The organism is Flavobacterium sp. LC2016-12, assembly GCF_015351595.1.
GTDB lineage: Bacteria > Bacteroidota > Bacteroidia > Flavobacteriales > Flavobacteriaceae > Flavobacterium.
Genome location: NZ_JADKPT010000004.1, coordinates 281,992 through 299,392, shown reverse-complemented (window position 1 = coordinate 299,392; position 17,401 = coordinate 281,992). Strand labels below are relative to the sequence as shown.

At 33.5% G+C, this 17,401-nt stretch carries 17 protein-coding genes; all 17 read right to left on the bottom strand.

Annotated features, from left to right (window positions below; all coding sequences use genetic code 11):
• Window positions 1-12: 12 nt before the first annotated feature.
• Window positions 13-1,335, bottom strand: coding sequence for a TolC family protein (locus tag IRZ99_RS09385; protein ID WP_194657027.1), 1,323 nt, complete (start codon window positions 1,333-1,335; stop codon window positions 13-15).
• Entirely contained in the window at window positions 1,325-1,954 is a 630-nt protein-coding gene (locus IRZ99_RS09380; protein WP_194657026.1) for a TetR/AcrR family transcriptional regulator, read from the bottom strand. The genes IRZ99_RS09385 and IRZ99_RS09380 overlap by 11 nt, the downstream gene beginning before the upstream one ends.
• A 334-nt stretch (window positions 1,955-2,288) precedes the next feature.
• A complete protein-coding gene (gene trpA, locus IRZ99_RS09375) occupies window positions 2,289-3,050 on the bottom strand; it encodes a tryptophan synthase subunit alpha (RefSeq protein WP_194657025.1) in 762 nt (253 codons plus the stop codon).
• A gap of 253 nt (window positions 3,051-3,303) precedes the next feature.
• Window positions 3,304-4,038, bottom strand: coding sequence for a carbon-nitrogen hydrolase family protein (locus IRZ99_RS09370; RefSeq protein WP_194657024.1), 735 nt, complete (start codon window positions 4,036-4,038; stop codon window positions 3,304-3,306).
• A gap of 8 nt (window positions 4,039-4,046) precedes the next feature.
• Entirely contained in the window at window positions 4,047-4,364 is a 318-nt protein-coding gene (locus tag IRZ99_RS09365) for a gamma-glutamylcyclotransferase family protein (protein ID WP_133524612.1), read from the bottom strand.
• A gap of 58 nt (window positions 4,365-4,422) precedes the next feature.
• The gene (trpB, locus tag IRZ99_RS09360) at window positions 4,423-5,604 is read right to left on the bottom strand and encodes a tryptophan synthase subunit beta (RefSeq protein WP_056195987.1); all 1,182 of its coding nucleotides are present in this window, start codon (window positions 5,602-5,604) and stop codon (window positions 4,423-4,425) included.
• Window positions 5,605-5,616: 12 nt separating this feature from the next.
• The gene (locus IRZ99_RS09355) at window positions 5,617-6,249 is read right to left on the bottom strand and encodes a phosphoribosylanthranilate isomerase (RefSeq protein WP_194657023.1); all 633 of its coding nucleotides are present in this window, start codon (window positions 6,247-6,249) and stop codon (window positions 5,617-5,619) included.
• Window positions 6,250-6,405: 156 nt separating this feature from the next.
• The gene (gene trpC, locus IRZ99_RS09350; protein WP_194657022.1) at window positions 6,406-7,185 is read right to left on the bottom strand and encodes an indole-3-glycerol phosphate synthase TrpC; all 780 of its coding nucleotides are present in this window, start codon (window positions 7,183-7,185) and stop codon (window positions 6,406-6,408) included.
• An 89-nt stretch (window positions 7,186-7,274) separates the two neighbouring features.
• On the bottom strand, window positions 7,275-8,267 hold the full coding sequence (gene trpD / locus IRZ99_RS09345) for an anthranilate phosphoribosyltransferase (RefSeq protein WP_194657021.1): 993 nt from the start codon (window positions 8,265-8,267) through the stop codon (window positions 7,275-7,277).
• 101 nt (window positions 8,268-8,368) lie between these two features.
• Window positions 8,369-8,935, bottom strand: coding sequence for an aminodeoxychorismate/anthranilate synthase component II (locus IRZ99_RS09340; RefSeq protein ID WP_133524606.1), 567 nt, complete (start codon window positions 8,933-8,935; stop codon window positions 8,369-8,371).
• A gap of 86 nt (window positions 8,936-9,021) precedes the next feature.
• Window positions 9,022-9,465 carry a hypothetical protein gene (locus IRZ99_RS09335; RefSeq protein WP_194657020.1) on the bottom strand — a complete coding sequence of 148 codons (444 nt, stop codon included), beginning with the start codon at window positions 9,463-9,465 and terminating at the stop codon, window positions 9,022-9,024.
• 217 nt (window positions 9,466-9,682) lie between these two features.
• On the bottom strand, window positions 9,683-11,083 hold the full coding sequence (locus IRZ99_RS09330) for an anthranilate synthase component I family protein (RefSeq protein ID WP_194657019.1): 1,401 nt from the start codon (window positions 11,081-11,083) through the stop codon (window positions 9,683-9,685).
• A 299-nt stretch (window positions 11,084-11,382) separates the two neighbouring features.
• Entirely contained in the window at window positions 11,383-12,663 is a 1,281-nt protein-coding gene (locus IRZ99_RS09325; RefSeq protein ID WP_194657018.1) for a hypothetical protein, read from the bottom strand.
• A 216-nt stretch (window positions 12,664-12,879) separates the two neighbouring features.
• Complete coding sequence (locus IRZ99_RS09320; protein WP_194657017.1) at window positions 12,880-15,297, bottom strand: mechanosensitive ion channel family protein; 2,418 nt, start codon at window positions 15,295-15,297, stop codon at window positions 12,880-12,882.
• Between the two features lie 266 nt (window positions 15,298-15,563).
• Window positions 15,564-16,130: a YceI family protein gene (locus IRZ99_RS09315; protein ID WP_194657016.1), complete on the bottom strand. Its 567-nt coding sequence runs from the start codon at window positions 16,128-16,130 to the stop codon at window positions 15,564-15,566.
• Between the two features lie 31 nt (window positions 16,131-16,161).
• Window positions 16,162-16,794: an NAD(P)H-dependent oxidoreductase gene (locus tag IRZ99_RS09310; RefSeq protein WP_072972877.1), complete on the bottom strand. Its 633-nt coding sequence runs from the start codon at window positions 16,792-16,794 to the stop codon at window positions 16,162-16,164.
• A 4-nt stretch (window positions 16,795-16,798) separates the two neighbouring features.
• Window positions 16,799-17,260, bottom strand: coding sequence for a MarR family winged helix-turn-helix transcriptional regulator (locus IRZ99_RS09305; protein WP_194657015.1), 462 nt, complete (start codon window positions 17,258-17,260; stop codon window positions 16,799-16,801).
• Window positions 17,261-17,401 lie beyond the last annotated feature (141 nt).

Below are 17,401 nucleotides of genomic sequence, written 5' to 3'. Positions count from 1 at the left end.
GAGAACGATCGATTATATTTTAGAAAGATTGAATGATTGTGATAATTGGCCTGATACTGAAAGTAATTCGTAATATTTTTGAATAATGGTTGCTTTAGACAAAGCAGTATTAATTTTGGCATTTAGATGTTCAACATCGGCTTCGACCAAATCATTAGTGTCAGACAATCCATTATCAAATTTATCTTTTACAAGTCTATAGTTTTCAGATGCTTGTTGAAGTGCTTCGTCATAAACCACACTTTGGTTAATGGCTAAATCATAATCTTCAAGAGATTTCTGAACTTCATTTTTAATACGATCAGTCAAAATTGCTTCTGAACTTTTTGCTTCTAAAGCCTGACTTTCGGCAACTTTTACATGTGCACTGTTTTTATAAAGTCCTGAAATATCGTATGATAAACCAAGTCCAAAATTCATTGCATATTTTACAGTAATAAAATCTTTAAGATCCAATGCTGTATAACCACCTAGTAAAGCTAATGTAGGATAATAACCTGCTTTTGCTATTTTGATGTTAGCCTCGCTTGCTTTTTGTTGCAAACGAATTGCTTCTAAATCCTTTCTGTTTTCAAGTGCAACCGCATCAGATGATGGAGCATTGCTTGTTTTTAGACTAAAGAAATCACCTTCATTAACAGCCAATTTTACATTTGGATCTAACTTAAGTAAAGTAGTCAGATAAAAATTAATGTTATTGATATTGTTATTCGCTTCATCAATAGATAATTGCGTTTTTGAAACCAATAATTGCGCTTTCAATAAATCATTTCTTGGTATGATTCCGTTTTTCTCTAGTTCTGTAAAATCAGTAACGCGCTGTTTCGCTTGTTTTTGATTTTCGTTTAAAAGATCCAACGTTTTTTGTGCTTTATATAATGCAGTATAATAAGTGATTACACGTAAAGCAACATCCTCTTTTGTTTTGGCAGCATAAGCACTTTCAGCTTCATATAAATTATCATATGCTTTGATGCTGTTCTGAATTTTAAAACCTGAAAATATTGGCAAACTTAGAGTTGCCATTCCTAACAACGCCTGATCCGGAGATGGCATTGGCTCGGCACTAGCCTCATCATTATGCATGTCAATTGAAGCTTTTGTTAAGCGTTGGTATTGACCAGAGATTTTAATATCTGGATATTGATTGTTTTTAACCTCTTGTAATTCGTATTTTTTTGAGTTTACCTTAGTGTTGGCAAGCGTAACTTCGTTACTTTTTTCCCAAGCCAGTTTTACGGCTTCGTCTAAGGTTAAACTTGTTTTTTCTTGTGCTTCTATTGATGAGATTCCGATGAAGAATATACCAAAGAGCAATAATGGATTAATTTTCATAAACAAGTAGCGCTTTTATAGTTTGTTGAATGTGCTTTGTAAGACTGGTTTTAATGTAATTATTATACATTTCTTCTGTTTTTAAATTCAGTAATTCCACAAAAAAAGATTTATTCATGTGAAAGTGAAAAAAGGTTCCAATGATCGTTGGCGTAAGAAGCGGAATTATAACATCTTTTCTAAAAACGCCTTTTGACTGGCCTTGAGCTATAATACTTTCTACCGATTTTAGATTTCCTTTTTTGAGTTCGGTAAAGGCAATCATGCTTTTTTCTCTCTTTTCTGAATTGATTTCGAAGTGTAAAACTCTGAAAATCCCTTTGTTACAACTGATTCTGTTAATGTAAATTTCGATTAATTTATTGACTTTTTCAATAGGTTCGAGATTTTCTTGCAATAAATTTTCGAGTTGTAGTTTTAAATCGGAAGTTTTGTAAAGAATTAAAGCCTCCAGTAGTCTTTCTTTTGAACCAAAATAATACGAGACCATTGCAATATTAATTTTTGCATGTTTTGAGATATCCCGTATCGATGTCCCCTCAAATCCTTTCTCAGAAAATAGCTTTTCAGCAACTTCCAGAATCTGAATTTTTTTATCGTTTAATTCGATGTTTGACATGGTAGTGTTTCTAATCGGGTACAAAATTAAACAAGTGTTTAAATTAAACGATCGTTTAATTTTTGTTTAACAAAATATTAACATAAAACGGTGTAGTTGTTTTTTGTTAAATTATGCTTTTTTAAAGGTATTGTTAAGAAATAAAAAAGCTGGATTAACATTGTAAGATGTTAATCCAGCTTTGTGCAGTTATGCGTAATTTTGTCATTTCGACGAAGGAGAAATCCTCGCAAGCAGCTCTATTCCTAAGGGTCAATCTTTGTCGAGTTCCTAACGAGGATTTCTCCTTCGTCGAAATAACTATGCGTTTGGACTTTAAATCAGAAATATATTCTTATCGAATCTCCCCAACAAATTCCGAAATTTTCCCAGAACCACTTTCACTCAAATGTTTGATAAAAGCACTTCCAATAATGGCACCTTTTGCAAATTTCGTAGCCTGATTAAAAGTTTCTTTATTCGAAATTCCGAAACCAACAATTTGTGGGTTTTTCAAATTCATGTTTCCGATTCTTTCGAAATAGCTTTCCTGAATATTTCCAAAACCAGATTGAGAACCCGTTACACTGGCAGAACTTACCATATAAATAAATCCGTTTGAAACGCTGTCGATAAAGCGAATGCGTTCGTCTGAAGTTTGAGGTGTAATCAAAAACACATTGATTAATCCGTATTTCTCGAAAATTGCTTTGTATTCATCTGCATAAACATCAACCGGTAAATCCGGAATAATTAATCCGTCGATACCGATTTCTGCGCATTTTTTACAGAATGCTTCAACTCCATATTGCAGCATCGGATTAAAATAGCCCATGATAATCAAAGGAATTTTTACGCTTTCGCGGATGTTCTTCAGCTGATCAAAAAGAATTTGAGTTGTCATTCCGTTATGAAGCGCTGTTGTTGAACTCGCCTGAATTGTTGGACCATCCGCCAAAGGATCACTAAAAGGCAAACCAATTTCAATTAAATCAACGCCATTTTTTTCTAAATCCTGAATAATCTGAACGGTATCATTTAAGTTAGGATATCCGGCAGAAAAATAGATAGAAAGTATCTTTTTGTCTTCTTGTAATTTTTGAGTTATTCTGTTCATTATTTTTATTTTTTATCCTAGCAGGTTTTCAAAATCTGTTAGGTATTTTATTAAGTTATTTTTTTGCCACTCCCGATAGCTATCGGGATAAATGATTTTCATTGATTACAGCGGTAAATTTATTTCACGCAGATTTAAAAATGGATTTAAGCTGATTTGCGCAGATCTTTTTAATTAATTTAAATCTGCTCTAATCTGCCAAATCTGCGTGAAAAAAATCTTTCTAATCTGTGCAATCTGTGGCATTTATTTTTTAAATCTTCACAACTTTACTTGTCCAATTATCATTTTTATTCTCAACCAATAATAATCCGGAATTCGAATCATTCATTTGTCTAATCAATTCTCCTTTATTATTCCAAAAAGCGCTTTGTCCCGCTGATGGCGAACCCCATGATTCTCCGCTGAAATTCGACATCAAAACATTCATTCTGTGTTTCGCAGCATAGCTTTGTAAATCTCGATACGCATTCAGAATCCCGTTTGGCGAAAAGAAAATACTGGCAATATAAATGTCAGTAGCTTTTTTACAAGCATTTTCGGGATGTAACGGATTATCAATATCAGCACAAATAGCAAATGAAATTTTTTGATCTTCAATCGTAATCATCGGATTATAATCAAATGAAGATTGAAACTCATCTTCGCCTTCATGCAAAAACTGCTTCGTATAAATCGAAACGGATTGATCCGGAGAAATAACAAACTCTCCGATAAACATTTCTTTTTCAAATTGAATTGGCGCACCGGCAACAATGATAATATTATTTTCAGAAGCCAGTTTTTTCAAATGATCTAATCGAGAATCGTTTTTTTTGAAAGCTAATTTTTGAGCATTTTCTCTTTCATAACCTGTAATAGACATTTCAGGAAATGCAATTAATTGCGCTCCATTTTGCACCGCCAATTCGATAAGACGATAATGATCTAATAAATTAGCTTCAATATTTCCCCGGGTTGGTTTTGTTTGTGCTGCTGCTAAAATCATTTTTTTTCTTAACTTTCTATATAAATCCAGGCAACGATTCCCGACTTCAATTTAACTTCCACTCTTTTATAAGCATTCGATTCGAATATATCTACTTTAGCTAAATCAGAAGGAGAAATATTGTAAACAATACCATGTATAGGATCTGAAGCATCTTCTGTTGGCACTGCAACAACATAATCTGCCATTCCAAATTCTTCTTCTATTTGAAGACTTTTTAGTTTGTGCCCTAAAAGCTGATCTTTAGTTCCGGTTAATACCTTATTAAAAAGCTGCATTTGAATTTGTTTTGAACGTAAGGTTCCGTATGAGAATAACTGTTCCATAATTATTATTTTTCTCGTTATTTGGTTTTATAAGCGAACGCCCAAATTACGATTTTTATTACAATTTAAAATAGTCGATATAATTGTCTAAATCTTTATCGCCACGTCCCGAAAGGCTGATCACAACAATATCAGTTGGTTTAAATTTCTTTTGATCTAAAACCGCAAAAGCGTGGGCACTTTCGATCGCCGGAATAATTCCTTCTAATTTTGTCAATTGCAAACCAGCGTTCATTGCATCGTCATCGGTAACGGAGAAAAATTCACCGCGTCCGGTTTGTGCCAAATGCGCGTGCATTGGGCCAACTCCTGGATAATCTAAACCTGCAGAAATCGAATACGGTTCCGTAATTTGTCCGTCTGGTGTTTGCATCAAAAGGGTTTTACAACCATGAATAACGCCTACTTTTCCTAATTTACTTGTTGCCGCGCTATGACCGCTGTCAACACCTTTTCCTGCAGCTTCAACTGCTATGATTCCAACCTCAGGCTCGTGTAAAAAGTGGTAATACGTTCCGGCGGCGTTACTTCCGCCGCCAATGCAAGCTACAACATAATCAGGGTTTTCACGTCCTTCTTTTTCTTTTAACTGCCATTTTATTTCTTCAGAAATAACACTTTGAAAACGCGTTACCATATCAGGATAAGGATGCGGTCCAATCGCTGATCCGATAATATAATGTGTATCAACCGGATTATTGATCCAGTCACGAATTGCTTCGTTTGTTGCATCTTTTAAAGTTCTGGAACCCGAAAGTGCCGGACGAACTTCTGCACCTAACATTTTCATACGTGCCACGTTCGGCGCCTGACGCGCAATGTCAATTTCACCCATATAAACGATACATTCCAGACCCATTAATGCACAAACAGTAGCTGTTGCAACGCCATGCTGGCCAGCTCCGGTTTCAGCAATAATTCTTTTTTTGCCTAAACGTTTTGCAACCAATATTTGCCCGATAGTATTGTTGACTTTATGTGCGCCTGTATGATTTAAGTCCTCTCTTTTTAGATAGACTTTGGTATTGTATTTTTCAGATAAACGCTTCGCAAAATAAAGCGGACTAGGGCGTCCAACGTAATCTTTCAACAATTGATCGAACTCAGCTTTAAAATCAGGTTCGCTTGTTATTTTTAAATAATTCTGACGTAATTCTTCTACATTCGGATATAGCATTTCGGGAATATAAGCTCCTCCAAATTCTCCGTAATATCCTTTTTCGTTAACGTTAAAGTTCATTTCGTTTAAAGTTTAAAAGTTTGCAACATCAAATTTTCGTTTGAAATTGCTAAATAGATTTTTGTTTTTCAGCCCCGGTTCGATTTCAAATTTACTATTTACATCGATAGCATAAATAGGTAAATTACTTTTTGAAATTTCTTCGATCGCTTTTAATTCATTTATTCCAATACCACCACTCAAAAAGAATGGTTTTTTAGACTTGTATTCTTTTAATATAGTCCAGTCAAATGTGGTTCCGTTGCCGCCTGGTAGTTTTCCTTTTGTATCAAAAAGAAAGTAATCGCAGACCGCTTCGTAAGGTTTTAAAATCTCAAAATCAAAATCATTATCTGCAGAAAAAGCTTTTATGATTTGGACTTTCTTTGGTAATTGCTTTTTTAATTCTGATAAAAATTCAACCGACTCATTTCCGTGTAATTGGACGGCTCGTAATTTATATTTCTGAACTTTTTCCAGAATTTCTTTCTGACTCTGATTTACAAAAACGCCTACTTTTTTGACCGTTTCTATCAGTTCCGGAATTTCTCCGTTAAAGTATCTCGCGGATTTTTCCCAGAAAATAAATCCCATATAATCGGGTAGGAGTGTGCCTACTTCGAGTATGTTTTCAGGATATTTCATTCCGCATATTTTGAGTTTCATTTTTTTTGATGCTTTAAGCTATAAGCAATAAGCTTTAGGCTTTTTTGCTTTGTGCTGATTTTTTTTTAATGCTTTTCGCTTTAAGCAATAGGCTTTTTGCTTTGCGCAGATTTTTATTTATTTTTTGCTAAAAGCTTACAGCCTATAGCTTATTGCCTACAGCTGACTTATAAAGTCAATAGCTGCTTGGCCGGCGTTATCAGTTTTCATGAAGTTTTCTCCAATTAAGAAGCCGCTGTAACCATATGGTCTTAATTCTGAAATGGCTTCTATTGATGAGATGCCGCTTTCAGAAACTTTTACGAATTCATCCGGAATTTGTGATGCCAGTTGTTTGCTGAAATCTAAACTTACTTCGAATGTTTTTAGGTTTCTGTTGTTTACGCCAATCATGTCTAAACTCGGCATAATTGATTTTTCTAATTCTTCCTGATTATGAACCTCAAGTAAAACTTCTAAACCTAATTTCTTTGCAAATTCGGATAATGATTTGATTTCTTCACGAGTTAAAACCGCGGCGATCAATAAAATTAAATCGGCTCCAAAAGCTTTTGCTTCCAGAATTTGGTATTCGTCAACAATAAATTCTTTTCGTAATAGTGGAATATTAACACTCGCTCTTGCCAATAGTAAATCATCTAAGGAACCTCCAAAATATTTTCCATCAGTTAAAACCGAAATTCCGCACGCTCCTGCATTTTCATAACCTTTTACGACTTCTTCAACAGTAAAACTATGATTGATTACTGATTTAGATGGAGAGCGACGTTTGTGTTCTGCAATAATTCCGGTTGAACTTGTTCTCAATTTCTGACTCAAAGAAATCGTTTCTCTTCCAAAAAAAACAGAACTTTCCAATTGTGAAACCGGAATGATTGATTTTTTAAGAACGACTTCACGCTGTTTATCAAATATTATTTTATCTAAAATGTTCATGTTGTATTTGTTTCAGGTTTCAAGTTTCAAGTTTCAGGTTACGTTCCAACAACTTGAAACCTGAAAAAAAGAAAACTTGAAACTATTTTTTACTTACTTAATTCTTGTAATGTTTTCAATGCCTGAAGTCCTTTTCCGGAGAATAAGCTTTCTTTTGCCAGTTCAAATCCTTCTAATGGAGAACATTTTGTAACGGTTGCAATTGCCATTGCCGCGTTGGCCAGAACGACATTGTTTTGGGCTTCTGTTCCTTTTCCTGAAATAATATTGGTGAACATTTCTGCCGATTCTTCAATCGTTTTTCCACCTTCAATTTCAGTTTGAGATAGAAGCCTAACTCCAAAATCAGAAGGGTTTAACATGCCTTCCATGTGTGATGTTATCGTTTTGGTTGGACCTGTTAAGGAAATTTCGTCATATCCATCAAGAGAATGTAAAATGGTAAAATTGATATCGGTGTTTTGGTATAAATAAGCATACATACGAGCTAATTCCAAATTGAAAACACCAACCAATTGATTTTGTGGAAACGACGGATTTACCATTGGTCCCAACATATTAAAGAACGTTTTTACCGCCAATTCTTTTCTGATTGGTCCCACATTTTTCATTGCGGGGTGAAATAGGGGAGCGTGTAAAACGCAGATTCCTGCCTTGTCAATACATTTCTCTAAAAAAGAAGGATCATTGCTGAATTTAATTCCCATTTTTTCCATCACGTTGCTTGATCCTGAAATCGATGAAACTCCGTAATTACCATGTTTTGCTACTTTTATTCCAGCTCCTGCTGATATAAACGATGCTAAAGTGGAGATGTTAAAAGTATCTTTTCCATCGCCACCCGTTCCGCATAAATCGATGGTGTTGTAAGCTGATAAATCAACTCGAACGCATAATTCCAACAAAGCTTCACGAAAACCCGAAAGCTCATCAATAGTAATACTGCGCATCATAAATACGGTCAAAAATGCCGAAATCTGACTTGGATTATAATTTCCACTTGAGATATTAATCAATACGTCTTTGGCTTCTTCTTTTGTAAGCACTTCGTGGTTGATTAATTTATTTAATATAGTTTTCATTTTTTTTAAGGTTCTAAGTTGCTAAGAGACTAAGGTTCTAAGTTTTTGTTTCAGGTTTCAGGTTTCAAGTTTCGCTAACCTGAAACTTGAAACAAAATAAACTAACTTTTAATCCAGTTCTCCAATATCAATTTTCCTTTTGGAGTCAACACACTTTCCGGATGAAACTGAACACCTCTTACATCAAAGGTTTTATGTCTTAAAGACATAATTTGTCCGTTTTCGTCAATTGAAGTCGCTTCTAAAACGTCTGGTAAATTTGCATCAACAACCCAGGAGTGGTATCTTCCTACTTCGAATTCGTTTCCTAAACCTTCAAACAAAATTTCATCAGAAACAACTGTTTTTACATTGGTTGCCACACCGTGATATACTTTATCAAGGTTTGAAAGTGTTCCGCCAAAAACTTCTCCAATTGCTTGTTGTCCTAAACAGACGCCTAAAATGCTTTTTGTTGGAGCATATTTTTCTATTACTGCTTTTAATAACCCAGCTTCATCTGGGATTCCAGGTCCCGGAGAAAGTAATATTTTATCGAAAGAAGCGATTTCATCAATTTCGAATTCATCGTTTCTGTAAACGGTTACTTCGCAATTCAAATCTTCTAAATAGTGCACTAAATTGTAAGTGAAACTATCGTAATTGTCTATAACTAATATCTTTTTCATGAGTTTTTTTGTTTCAGGTTTCAAGTTTTTTTTGTTTCAAGTTCCAACAACGTGAAACCTGAAACTTGAAACTTGAAACTATTTTTTTATTTTTCTCGAACGTACTTTTCTGTAATAATTCGATTGATTCCTAATTTTTCTACTTTTTCGATTCCTTTTTGAGTTAGCGTATCATTTTTGATTTTTACAACGAACTCAAATTTTCCATTTTCCCATTGACGGTTATTGAAGTACTCCAGGTTTTCGGTGTAAACACTGTCTTTCAAAGTATATTTTCCGCCTCCGCCAAAAAACACGGCTGCCGTGCTGTCTTTTCCGTTATTCAAATCATGATTGAAAAAGGCAAAATGGGTATCATTTATAATTTTAATCATTTTTGTTTTTGGATTGAAAGTCGAGAAAGTCGAATCTTTTTCGGTCGTTTCAGCTGATATAAGACGCCAGGTTCCTTCAATTGGATTTTCTTTTTTTTCGGAATTACAAGCTGTTACGCAAATGATTAATAATAAAATTGAAATTGCTTTTTTCATGATTATTTATGGTTTTTATGGTTTGTTTTTTAATTGTTTCATCGGGTTTTGTCAATCCTTATCTCCAACGGTTGAAACCGTTGGCTATGCTTATAAAGCATTCTTTTCATATTTGTTTTTCAAACATTATCCGAGGTTTCAACCTCGGGAGACATAACGCTGAATATTCTGTATTTCTTTCTCTGCGACTGAATACTAAAAAACTGAATACTGATTACTATATTTTCTCTGCCATTTCCAGCGCTGTATTCAAAGCTCTTAATTTATTATAAACTTCCTGCATTTCACTTTCTTCGTCAGAGCTGGCAACAATTCCGGCTCCGGCCTGACAATGCAATTGATGGTTTTTGCTTAAGAAAGTACGAATCATAATGGCGTGGTTAAAGTTTCCTTCAAAATCCATGAAGCCGATTGCGCCTCCGTAGAAATTACGATTTGTTTTTTCGTAGTCTTCAATCAATTGCATCGCTCTGTGTTTTGGTGCTCCGCTTAAAGTTCCTGCTGGGAAAGTATCGGCAACTACTTGCATCGTTGTCGCTTTTTCATGTAAATGCCCTGTAACTTTAGAAACCAGGTGAATTACATGCGAGAAAAACTGAACTTCTCTGTATTTCTCAACGTTAACATCATGTCCGTTTCGACTTAAATCATTTCTGGCCAAATCGACTAACATTACGTGTTCGCTGTTTTCTTTTTTATCTTCAGAAAGTTGTTTGGCTAAAACCGCATCGTGCTCGTCATTTCCTGTTCGTTTGAACGTCCCGGCAATTGGATGAATTTCGGCTTTTCTGTTTTTTACGATAATTTGCGCTTCGGGTGAAGACCCAAATATTTTGAAATCTCCATAATCAAAAAAGAATAAATAAGGAGATGGGTTTATACTGCGTAAAGCTCTGTAAACATTGAATTCGTCACCTTTGAAACCTTGTGTGAATCGACGTGATAAAACCAACTGAAATACATCACCACGGAAACAATGTTTTTTGGCTAGAGCAACATTGTGTTTGAATTCTTCATCAGTTAAGTTCGAAAAACCTTCTCCTTCTTTGGTGAATTTATAGGATGCAATATTTCTTGATTGTAACAATTGCTCAATTTCAGAAATGTTGTTTTTTCCATCAACACTATGACAAAAGATATAGGCTTCATTTTTGAAGTGATTGATCGCAATAATGTTTTGATAAACCGCATAAAAAACATCTGGAATTAAAGTCGCACTGTCTTTTTTAGCAATTGAAACTTTCTCAAAATAGCGAACAGCATCATAAGAAATGTATCCGAATAAACCGTTATTAATGAATTTAAAATCATTTTTCTCCGATTTAAACTGACTTGAAAATTGCTGAATTACTTCTGGTATATTAGTCGAAGCATCGATTGCGATTTGTTCTGTAGTTCCATCAGGAAAAGTTTTGGAAATGATTTCGTTTTCAATCTTAATTGTCGCAATCGGGTTGCAGCAAACGTAAGAGAAACTGTTATCATTTCCGTGATAGTCACTACTTTCCAATAATAGACTATTTGGGAATTTATCTCTTATTTTAAAATAAATACTTACTGGTGTGATAGTGTCTGCCAGAATTTGTTTGTAGTGTGTGTTGAGTATAAAAGGTTTCAATGTATATAGTTTTTTAATTTTTAGAATATTTCAGTTTAGTTTTAACCAAAAAAAAAGGCTTGTCGTGATGACAAGCCTTTTATATTTATAGTTTTGAAAATACCATAGGAAGCTTAGTTCACGACGTTTGACGTAAATTGTTCCACCACCAAGTATTGTTCATTAATGTTTTCATTTTCTTATTTTGATATGACAAAGATATAAATGTAATTTGGAATTGGTGACATAAAATTTCAAAAAAATCTTTTCTTAATTTGAAAATTTGTTAAATTTTACCAGAAACGATCGCTTTTAAAATCTTAATTTCCAATAGCAAGCGTGTTGTTAACATTCATTCTAAAGTCTGGATTGCCTTTAATATTAGGCATTGTAAACAATTCGCTATTTTTAAGTTTAGTGTAATCCAGGAAGAAAGTTGGGTTTCCGTAAAATCTTTGAATTGTAGGGTTTCCACTTGCAGATTCGCTCGTAATTCCGCCATTGCAATTATTAATTATAAGATTATTGAATGTTATTTTTGATAAATTAGCGTCACCGTCTCCGATATTTCCTTCCAATAAAACAAAAGGAGTGAAGCCTGAAACAATACTATTAGACAGATTAAAAAAGGTATTTTCTCTAACATAAATAGATTCCCTCACCAGTCCCTGATTGTTTTCTTCTAAATTAACCAAAGTGATATTACTCGCATTTATTTTAGTTAATTTTTTAGTCATATCCGTATTTCCTATTTTATCATAAGAATCTACTTCAAAACATCTTGACCCGGAAACATCTGATGAAAAGGGGTGGCGAATGGCGATACTGTTGTTAATATTGATTTGTGCTCCCTGAGTAAAATCGAAATCATCATCTGTAGTACGATATGAAATTAGGTTATTCATGTTTAAATCACCACCATAACATTCAAAAGAATCATCATTAGAATAACTAACCTGAATATTGCTTAAGACCGTTTTTCTTCCAACTCCTGCTAACGAAATTCCGTTAAGTTCTTTTAGCGAACTTAATTTTCTACCTGCATATTCAACTCTTACATATTTTAAGATTCCGGAATTGTCTTCAGCATCCTGACCTCCGTAGTGATTTAACATTGGTTCTAAATCAAAAGGAAGAATGTGAATTCCGCCAATAGTATTTATGGGAGCTTTTCCCAAAATAATAATTCCGCCCCAGTCGCCAGGCTTTCTTTCTGCAATCTCTTTGTTTGAAGTAAAAATGATAGGATCAGTTTCTAAACCTTCTGCCATAATTTTGGAACCATTTGTAATAACAAGAGTTCCACAGGTTTTATCATCACCTCGAATAACAGTTCCGGGTTCAATAGTTAAAGTTGCGTTATTGGTAACATAAACTACTCCAACAAGTTGATAAGTATTACGTTTTGTTAATCGGGTATCTTTATCTATAGTTCCGGCAATAATATTGGTTGCTTCGCTATATTCTATTTTAGCTGGATTAAAAGCGGTCCAGTTGGTCATCCAGTTGGAGTTACCGGTAATTCCTTTCGGTTGTTGTTGGGCTTGTATAAAAAAACTGCTCAGCAGCGTTAGAATTGCAATTGGTAGTTTTGTTTTCATAACTGTGATTTGATTTCTAGTTTCTTTTTTTTAGTTGCCCAAAATTAGAAGTCGAATGTTAATCAAACCATGATAAGCTATTACCAAAGTGTTATTTAAGTATTAAGAACGTTATGTTTTTGAAAAGAAAATCTCTTTTATTAAAGAGTGACAATTGTAAATTAAACTTTTTTAACGTAGAATTGAGAATGATTTGTGAGCCTAAACACAAATGCTTTAATCTTCAGGCTCTGTATTTTTATTTATAATGTGAATATCCTGTTGCGAAAATGGTATTACAATTTTGTTTTGTTTTAATGCTTTGTCAATGGCTATAATCATTTCACTTTTAACATCATAGTCAAAATCGAAATGTTTGATCCAATACATTACCACTAAATCAATAGAATTATCCCCAAATTTGGTAAACCAAATGGTTGGTGCCGGTTTCATTAGAATATTTTTATTTTTCTCCAGGATTTCTAAAAGTATTTTTTTTGTCAATTCTAAGTCGGTTCCATAGGCAACTCCAAATCGAATTTGTGATCGTCGCTGGTTGCTGCCCAGAGTCCAGTTAGTTAAATTTTGATTTAATAATTCTCCATTTGGGATCACGACATCAGCTCCGTCATATGTTGTAACAACACTGCTCCGAATACCGATTGACTTCATTTTTCCGGATTGTGTACCTACTTCAATAATGTCGTTTAGATTTACCGGTTTTTCAAAGGCAATAATTAATCCGCTTATCAGGTTGTTGACAAGGCTTTGCATACCAAAACCGATACCGACTCCAAGTGCACTTATGATTAGTGTTATTCTGTCTAACGGAATGCCGGTCGAAGCAAATGCGACCAGAACACCTACAGTTACAATTGTAATTCTTGACAAAAACATCCAGCTTCCTATGTTTTTAGCCTTGTCTTTGTTTTTAATAACCTGATTATCGCTTGCTAAAAAGGAAACTACCTTGGAAATAAAACCAGACAATAAAATAATAAGAATGAATATGATGATATTTTCAAATGTAAAGGAGATATTTCCAATATTTCTAGTCTCTGAAATAGAGTTTCTAAAAGGATCAACGATACTTTGAAAAATATAGGTGTTTCTAATCATTAGAATAAAACAAGCAACAAAAAGAAGTAGATAAAAGCTAAAGTTAAAATTATGCGGGATGCCTTTTATCATTTTTTTCGAACTATCTTCGTCGGTTGTTTTTAAAATTTTGGAAACCAAATTAATCTCTTTTACAACGATTAAAGTATGGTAAAGAGAAAAAATTACCACTACGGAATAAACGGCTTTTGTCATTAAAAATTTTCCTAAATTATAGTGGCCGTTTACCAGATAATAGAAGGAGAAAATTTGAAGAATGGCGCCTGCAACAATATACCATAAATAGATTTTTCTTTGAAATTGACCCCTGTTCAGTAAGGAGTAAATGCCTATACTTATCCCTAGAATGTTTATCGCTAAGATTAAATAAGATTCTCCGACAAAGTGAATTAATATTATAATATCAAAAAAGGCTAATAAATTAAGGATAAAGATAGAAATCATTACTTTCCAGACAAATGTCTTTATCGTATGCAGCATCATTATGACCAATGCAATAGTTGATATAGTCCAGATAATTATGGAGAAAATAAGTGGAGGCATTGGAAGTACAAATTGATATAAATTCAACACAACCAAAATGGCGGCAGAAATGGGACTGTTTAAAATATTGATGTCAAGTAACATTTCTTTTTTAAAGCCGAGATCAATAAACTTTCCTTTTTGTAATCTGAAATATATTGCGGTTCCAATTATCAAAAGCAACATGGTAAGGATTGAATTTTTATTGTTTATCAAATAAAAATACATCACAAGAGCGTTTGTTCTTATAGAAGTAGCAAAGGGATCTGTATTGATAAGAGGGCGCTCAAAAACTGGGACTTTTTTGGTAAACAATTGATCGAGTTCTAGTTTTCTGAGCCTGTTATTTTCAATTATATCCGATTCAATTTTATATTTCAATTGGTCTCCCATGATTTCCAATGTCTGGATGCTGTCGACTGCATTTTTTAACCTTTCGGAAATCAGAGTGATATCTTTACTTGTCCTTTCTGATTGAAGACGGTAAATTTCTCTTGAAACAGAATCACTTGGAATATAGTACAGGCTTTTTTGAGCAACCAGAGAATCTATTTTTTCCTGAGTTCGGCTCAGTTGTTGGTTTTCAAGACTGATTTTTTTTAAACGATCGGTGGACCGGTTTAATAATTCGTCGAGAAGAATAGAAGTGGAGCTAAGATTTCGATCCGTTAAAACTCTAAATTTTCTTCCAACAATTCCCCTTACTGCAAATTCTTCCCAATCTTTTAATTGATAAATTTCTCCAGCTACATCTTTGTAATTGAATCCTTTGGTTAAAAGAAATTTTGCATTCTGAATTTCGAGTTCAATTAAATTAAATAGTTTGTTTTGTTTTTGAACATTTTGGTAGTTAATGTATTTTTCCTCTCTCATTTTTTTTTCTCTTTCGGCCTGGCCTTTAAGTAAAATAAGAGAAGCTTTATCTTTGATTCCTAATTCCTTAACAATCGAATCCAATTTACTTGTTGTATTTTGAGAAATACCAGACAAAGAGGATAACGCGGTGAATGCCATTAAAAAAAGTTTGAAACTAATACTTTTGTATTTCTTTGCGAGGTTTGGGAATAGAAATACAAAATTTGACATTTGGCTATAGTTATTTCATTAGTTATTTTGAAATAGTTACTCGATGCATCAATCAAATTTAACAAAAAAAAATATCTTTTTATATTATATATGTTTTAAAAAGAGTTAGTTAGGAGGTTATGTCGTTTTTAAGCATAAAAAAACCTGAACTTTCATTCAGGTTTTTTTTATAAGAATTAGTAAGTCTTAAAATATTAGAATTTTAAAGCTACTGTCAATTCGAAATCGTCATTGATAGTTTTGTCTCCTAAGTTTTCGAAGAAGTTACCAGAGTTGTATTTGATATCGTATTTAGTTCTGTCAACTTTGAAAGCTGTTGTAGCAGTGTTTCCAGCTACAGTGATGTCAAAAGTTACTGGTTTAGTGATTCCTTTGATAGTTAAATCAGCTGTTACAGTATAAACGTCAGTTGCTTTAGCTCCGATAGTTTTGAAAACTAATTTTGCAGTTGGGAATTTGTCAGTTCCAAAGAAATCGTCAGCTTTTAAGTGACCATTTAATTTTCCTTGGTATTCTCCAGTTAAGTCAGTTGCAGTTAATGAAGTCATATCAACTGTAAAGCTTCCTCCAGTTAATTTTTTTCCTTTGAAAACTACAGCTCCGTCTTTAAAGTTTACAGTTCCAGAGTGCTCTCCAGTTACTTTTTTACCTACCCATTTAATAGTAGATGCTTTTACGTCGATTTTCTTTGTTTGAGCATTTACTGAAATACTAGCCACCGCTACGAATAATGCTATTGCAATTGTTTTGAAATTTTTCATTTTGTTAAAATTGATTTTGGATTAATAATAATTATATAGTGATAAATAATTCCTCGTGAGATTTTCTAACTTTTTTGTAATGCTGAGCGTCGTCCTCATCATGTCTGTAACCAACAGTTGCGATAACTGAAGCGTTTAAACCTAATTTGTCAAAACCTAAGATTTCATTAAATGCAGCAGCATTAAATCCTTCCATTGGAGTTGCATCAATTTTTAATTCAGAAGCAGCACTTAATAAAGTTCCTAAAGCAATATAAGTTTGTTTTGCTGTCCAGATGTTTTTGTTGTCATCTGATAAATTGGCGATAGTACCTTTCATCATGTCGCTAAATCCAGCTAACGCATCAGCAGGAACACCTCTTGTTTCGCTAATATTTTTGATGTAATCGTCTACAGAAACCGCGCCAAGATTTAAATCATTCGCAAAAATAAACAATTGCGAAGCGTCTGTAATCTGAGTTTGGCCGTAAGCCGCAGCTTTTAATTTTTCTCTAATTTCCGGATTTTCAACAATAACAACTTTGTAAGGTTGTAATCCGTATGAAGAAGCACTTAGTCTAACCGCTTCTTTTAAAGTATTTAAATCTGAAGCAGAGATTTTTTTAGTTGCATCAAATTTTTTGGTTGCGTATCTCCAATTTAGATTTTCTAATAGTGTACTCATAATATTAATTTTGTTGGGTTCGGTATTTTTCTAATAATTGATTTAATAATTCTAATTCTTCCTGACTTATATTGTTAGCAAACGTGCGCTCGTGCTCATCTACTTTCGGATCTAATTCTTTTAATATATCTAATCCTTTTTGTGTGATTAGAACTTCTATTTTTCGTCGGTTGTCCGGGCAAACATTTCGGGTCACATAATCTTTTAGTAAAAGCTTGTCTACCAATCGGGTTGTGTTACTCGTTTTAGCCAACATACGTTCCTGTATCACGCACATATTAGCGGGCTTTCCTTTTTGTCCTCTTAATATACGTAGCACATTATATTGCTCTCCAGATAAATCATACGGTTTCATCAACTCGCTGAAATGATCCTGAATTACATTCTGCGTGTACATGATATTCAGAATAACTTTTTTCGCATTATCCATCTTAACTGTACTTTTTATAACCTCTTCAATTGTCATAGTCGTAAGTGTATAATTTGTATATACAAATGTATAACTTTTAATAGTTGTATATACAAATGTGATGTTAAATTTTCGTTAATTCATTTAACACGAAATTTTTTAACTATACTTAATCTATAAAGTTAATGTAAATGTAGT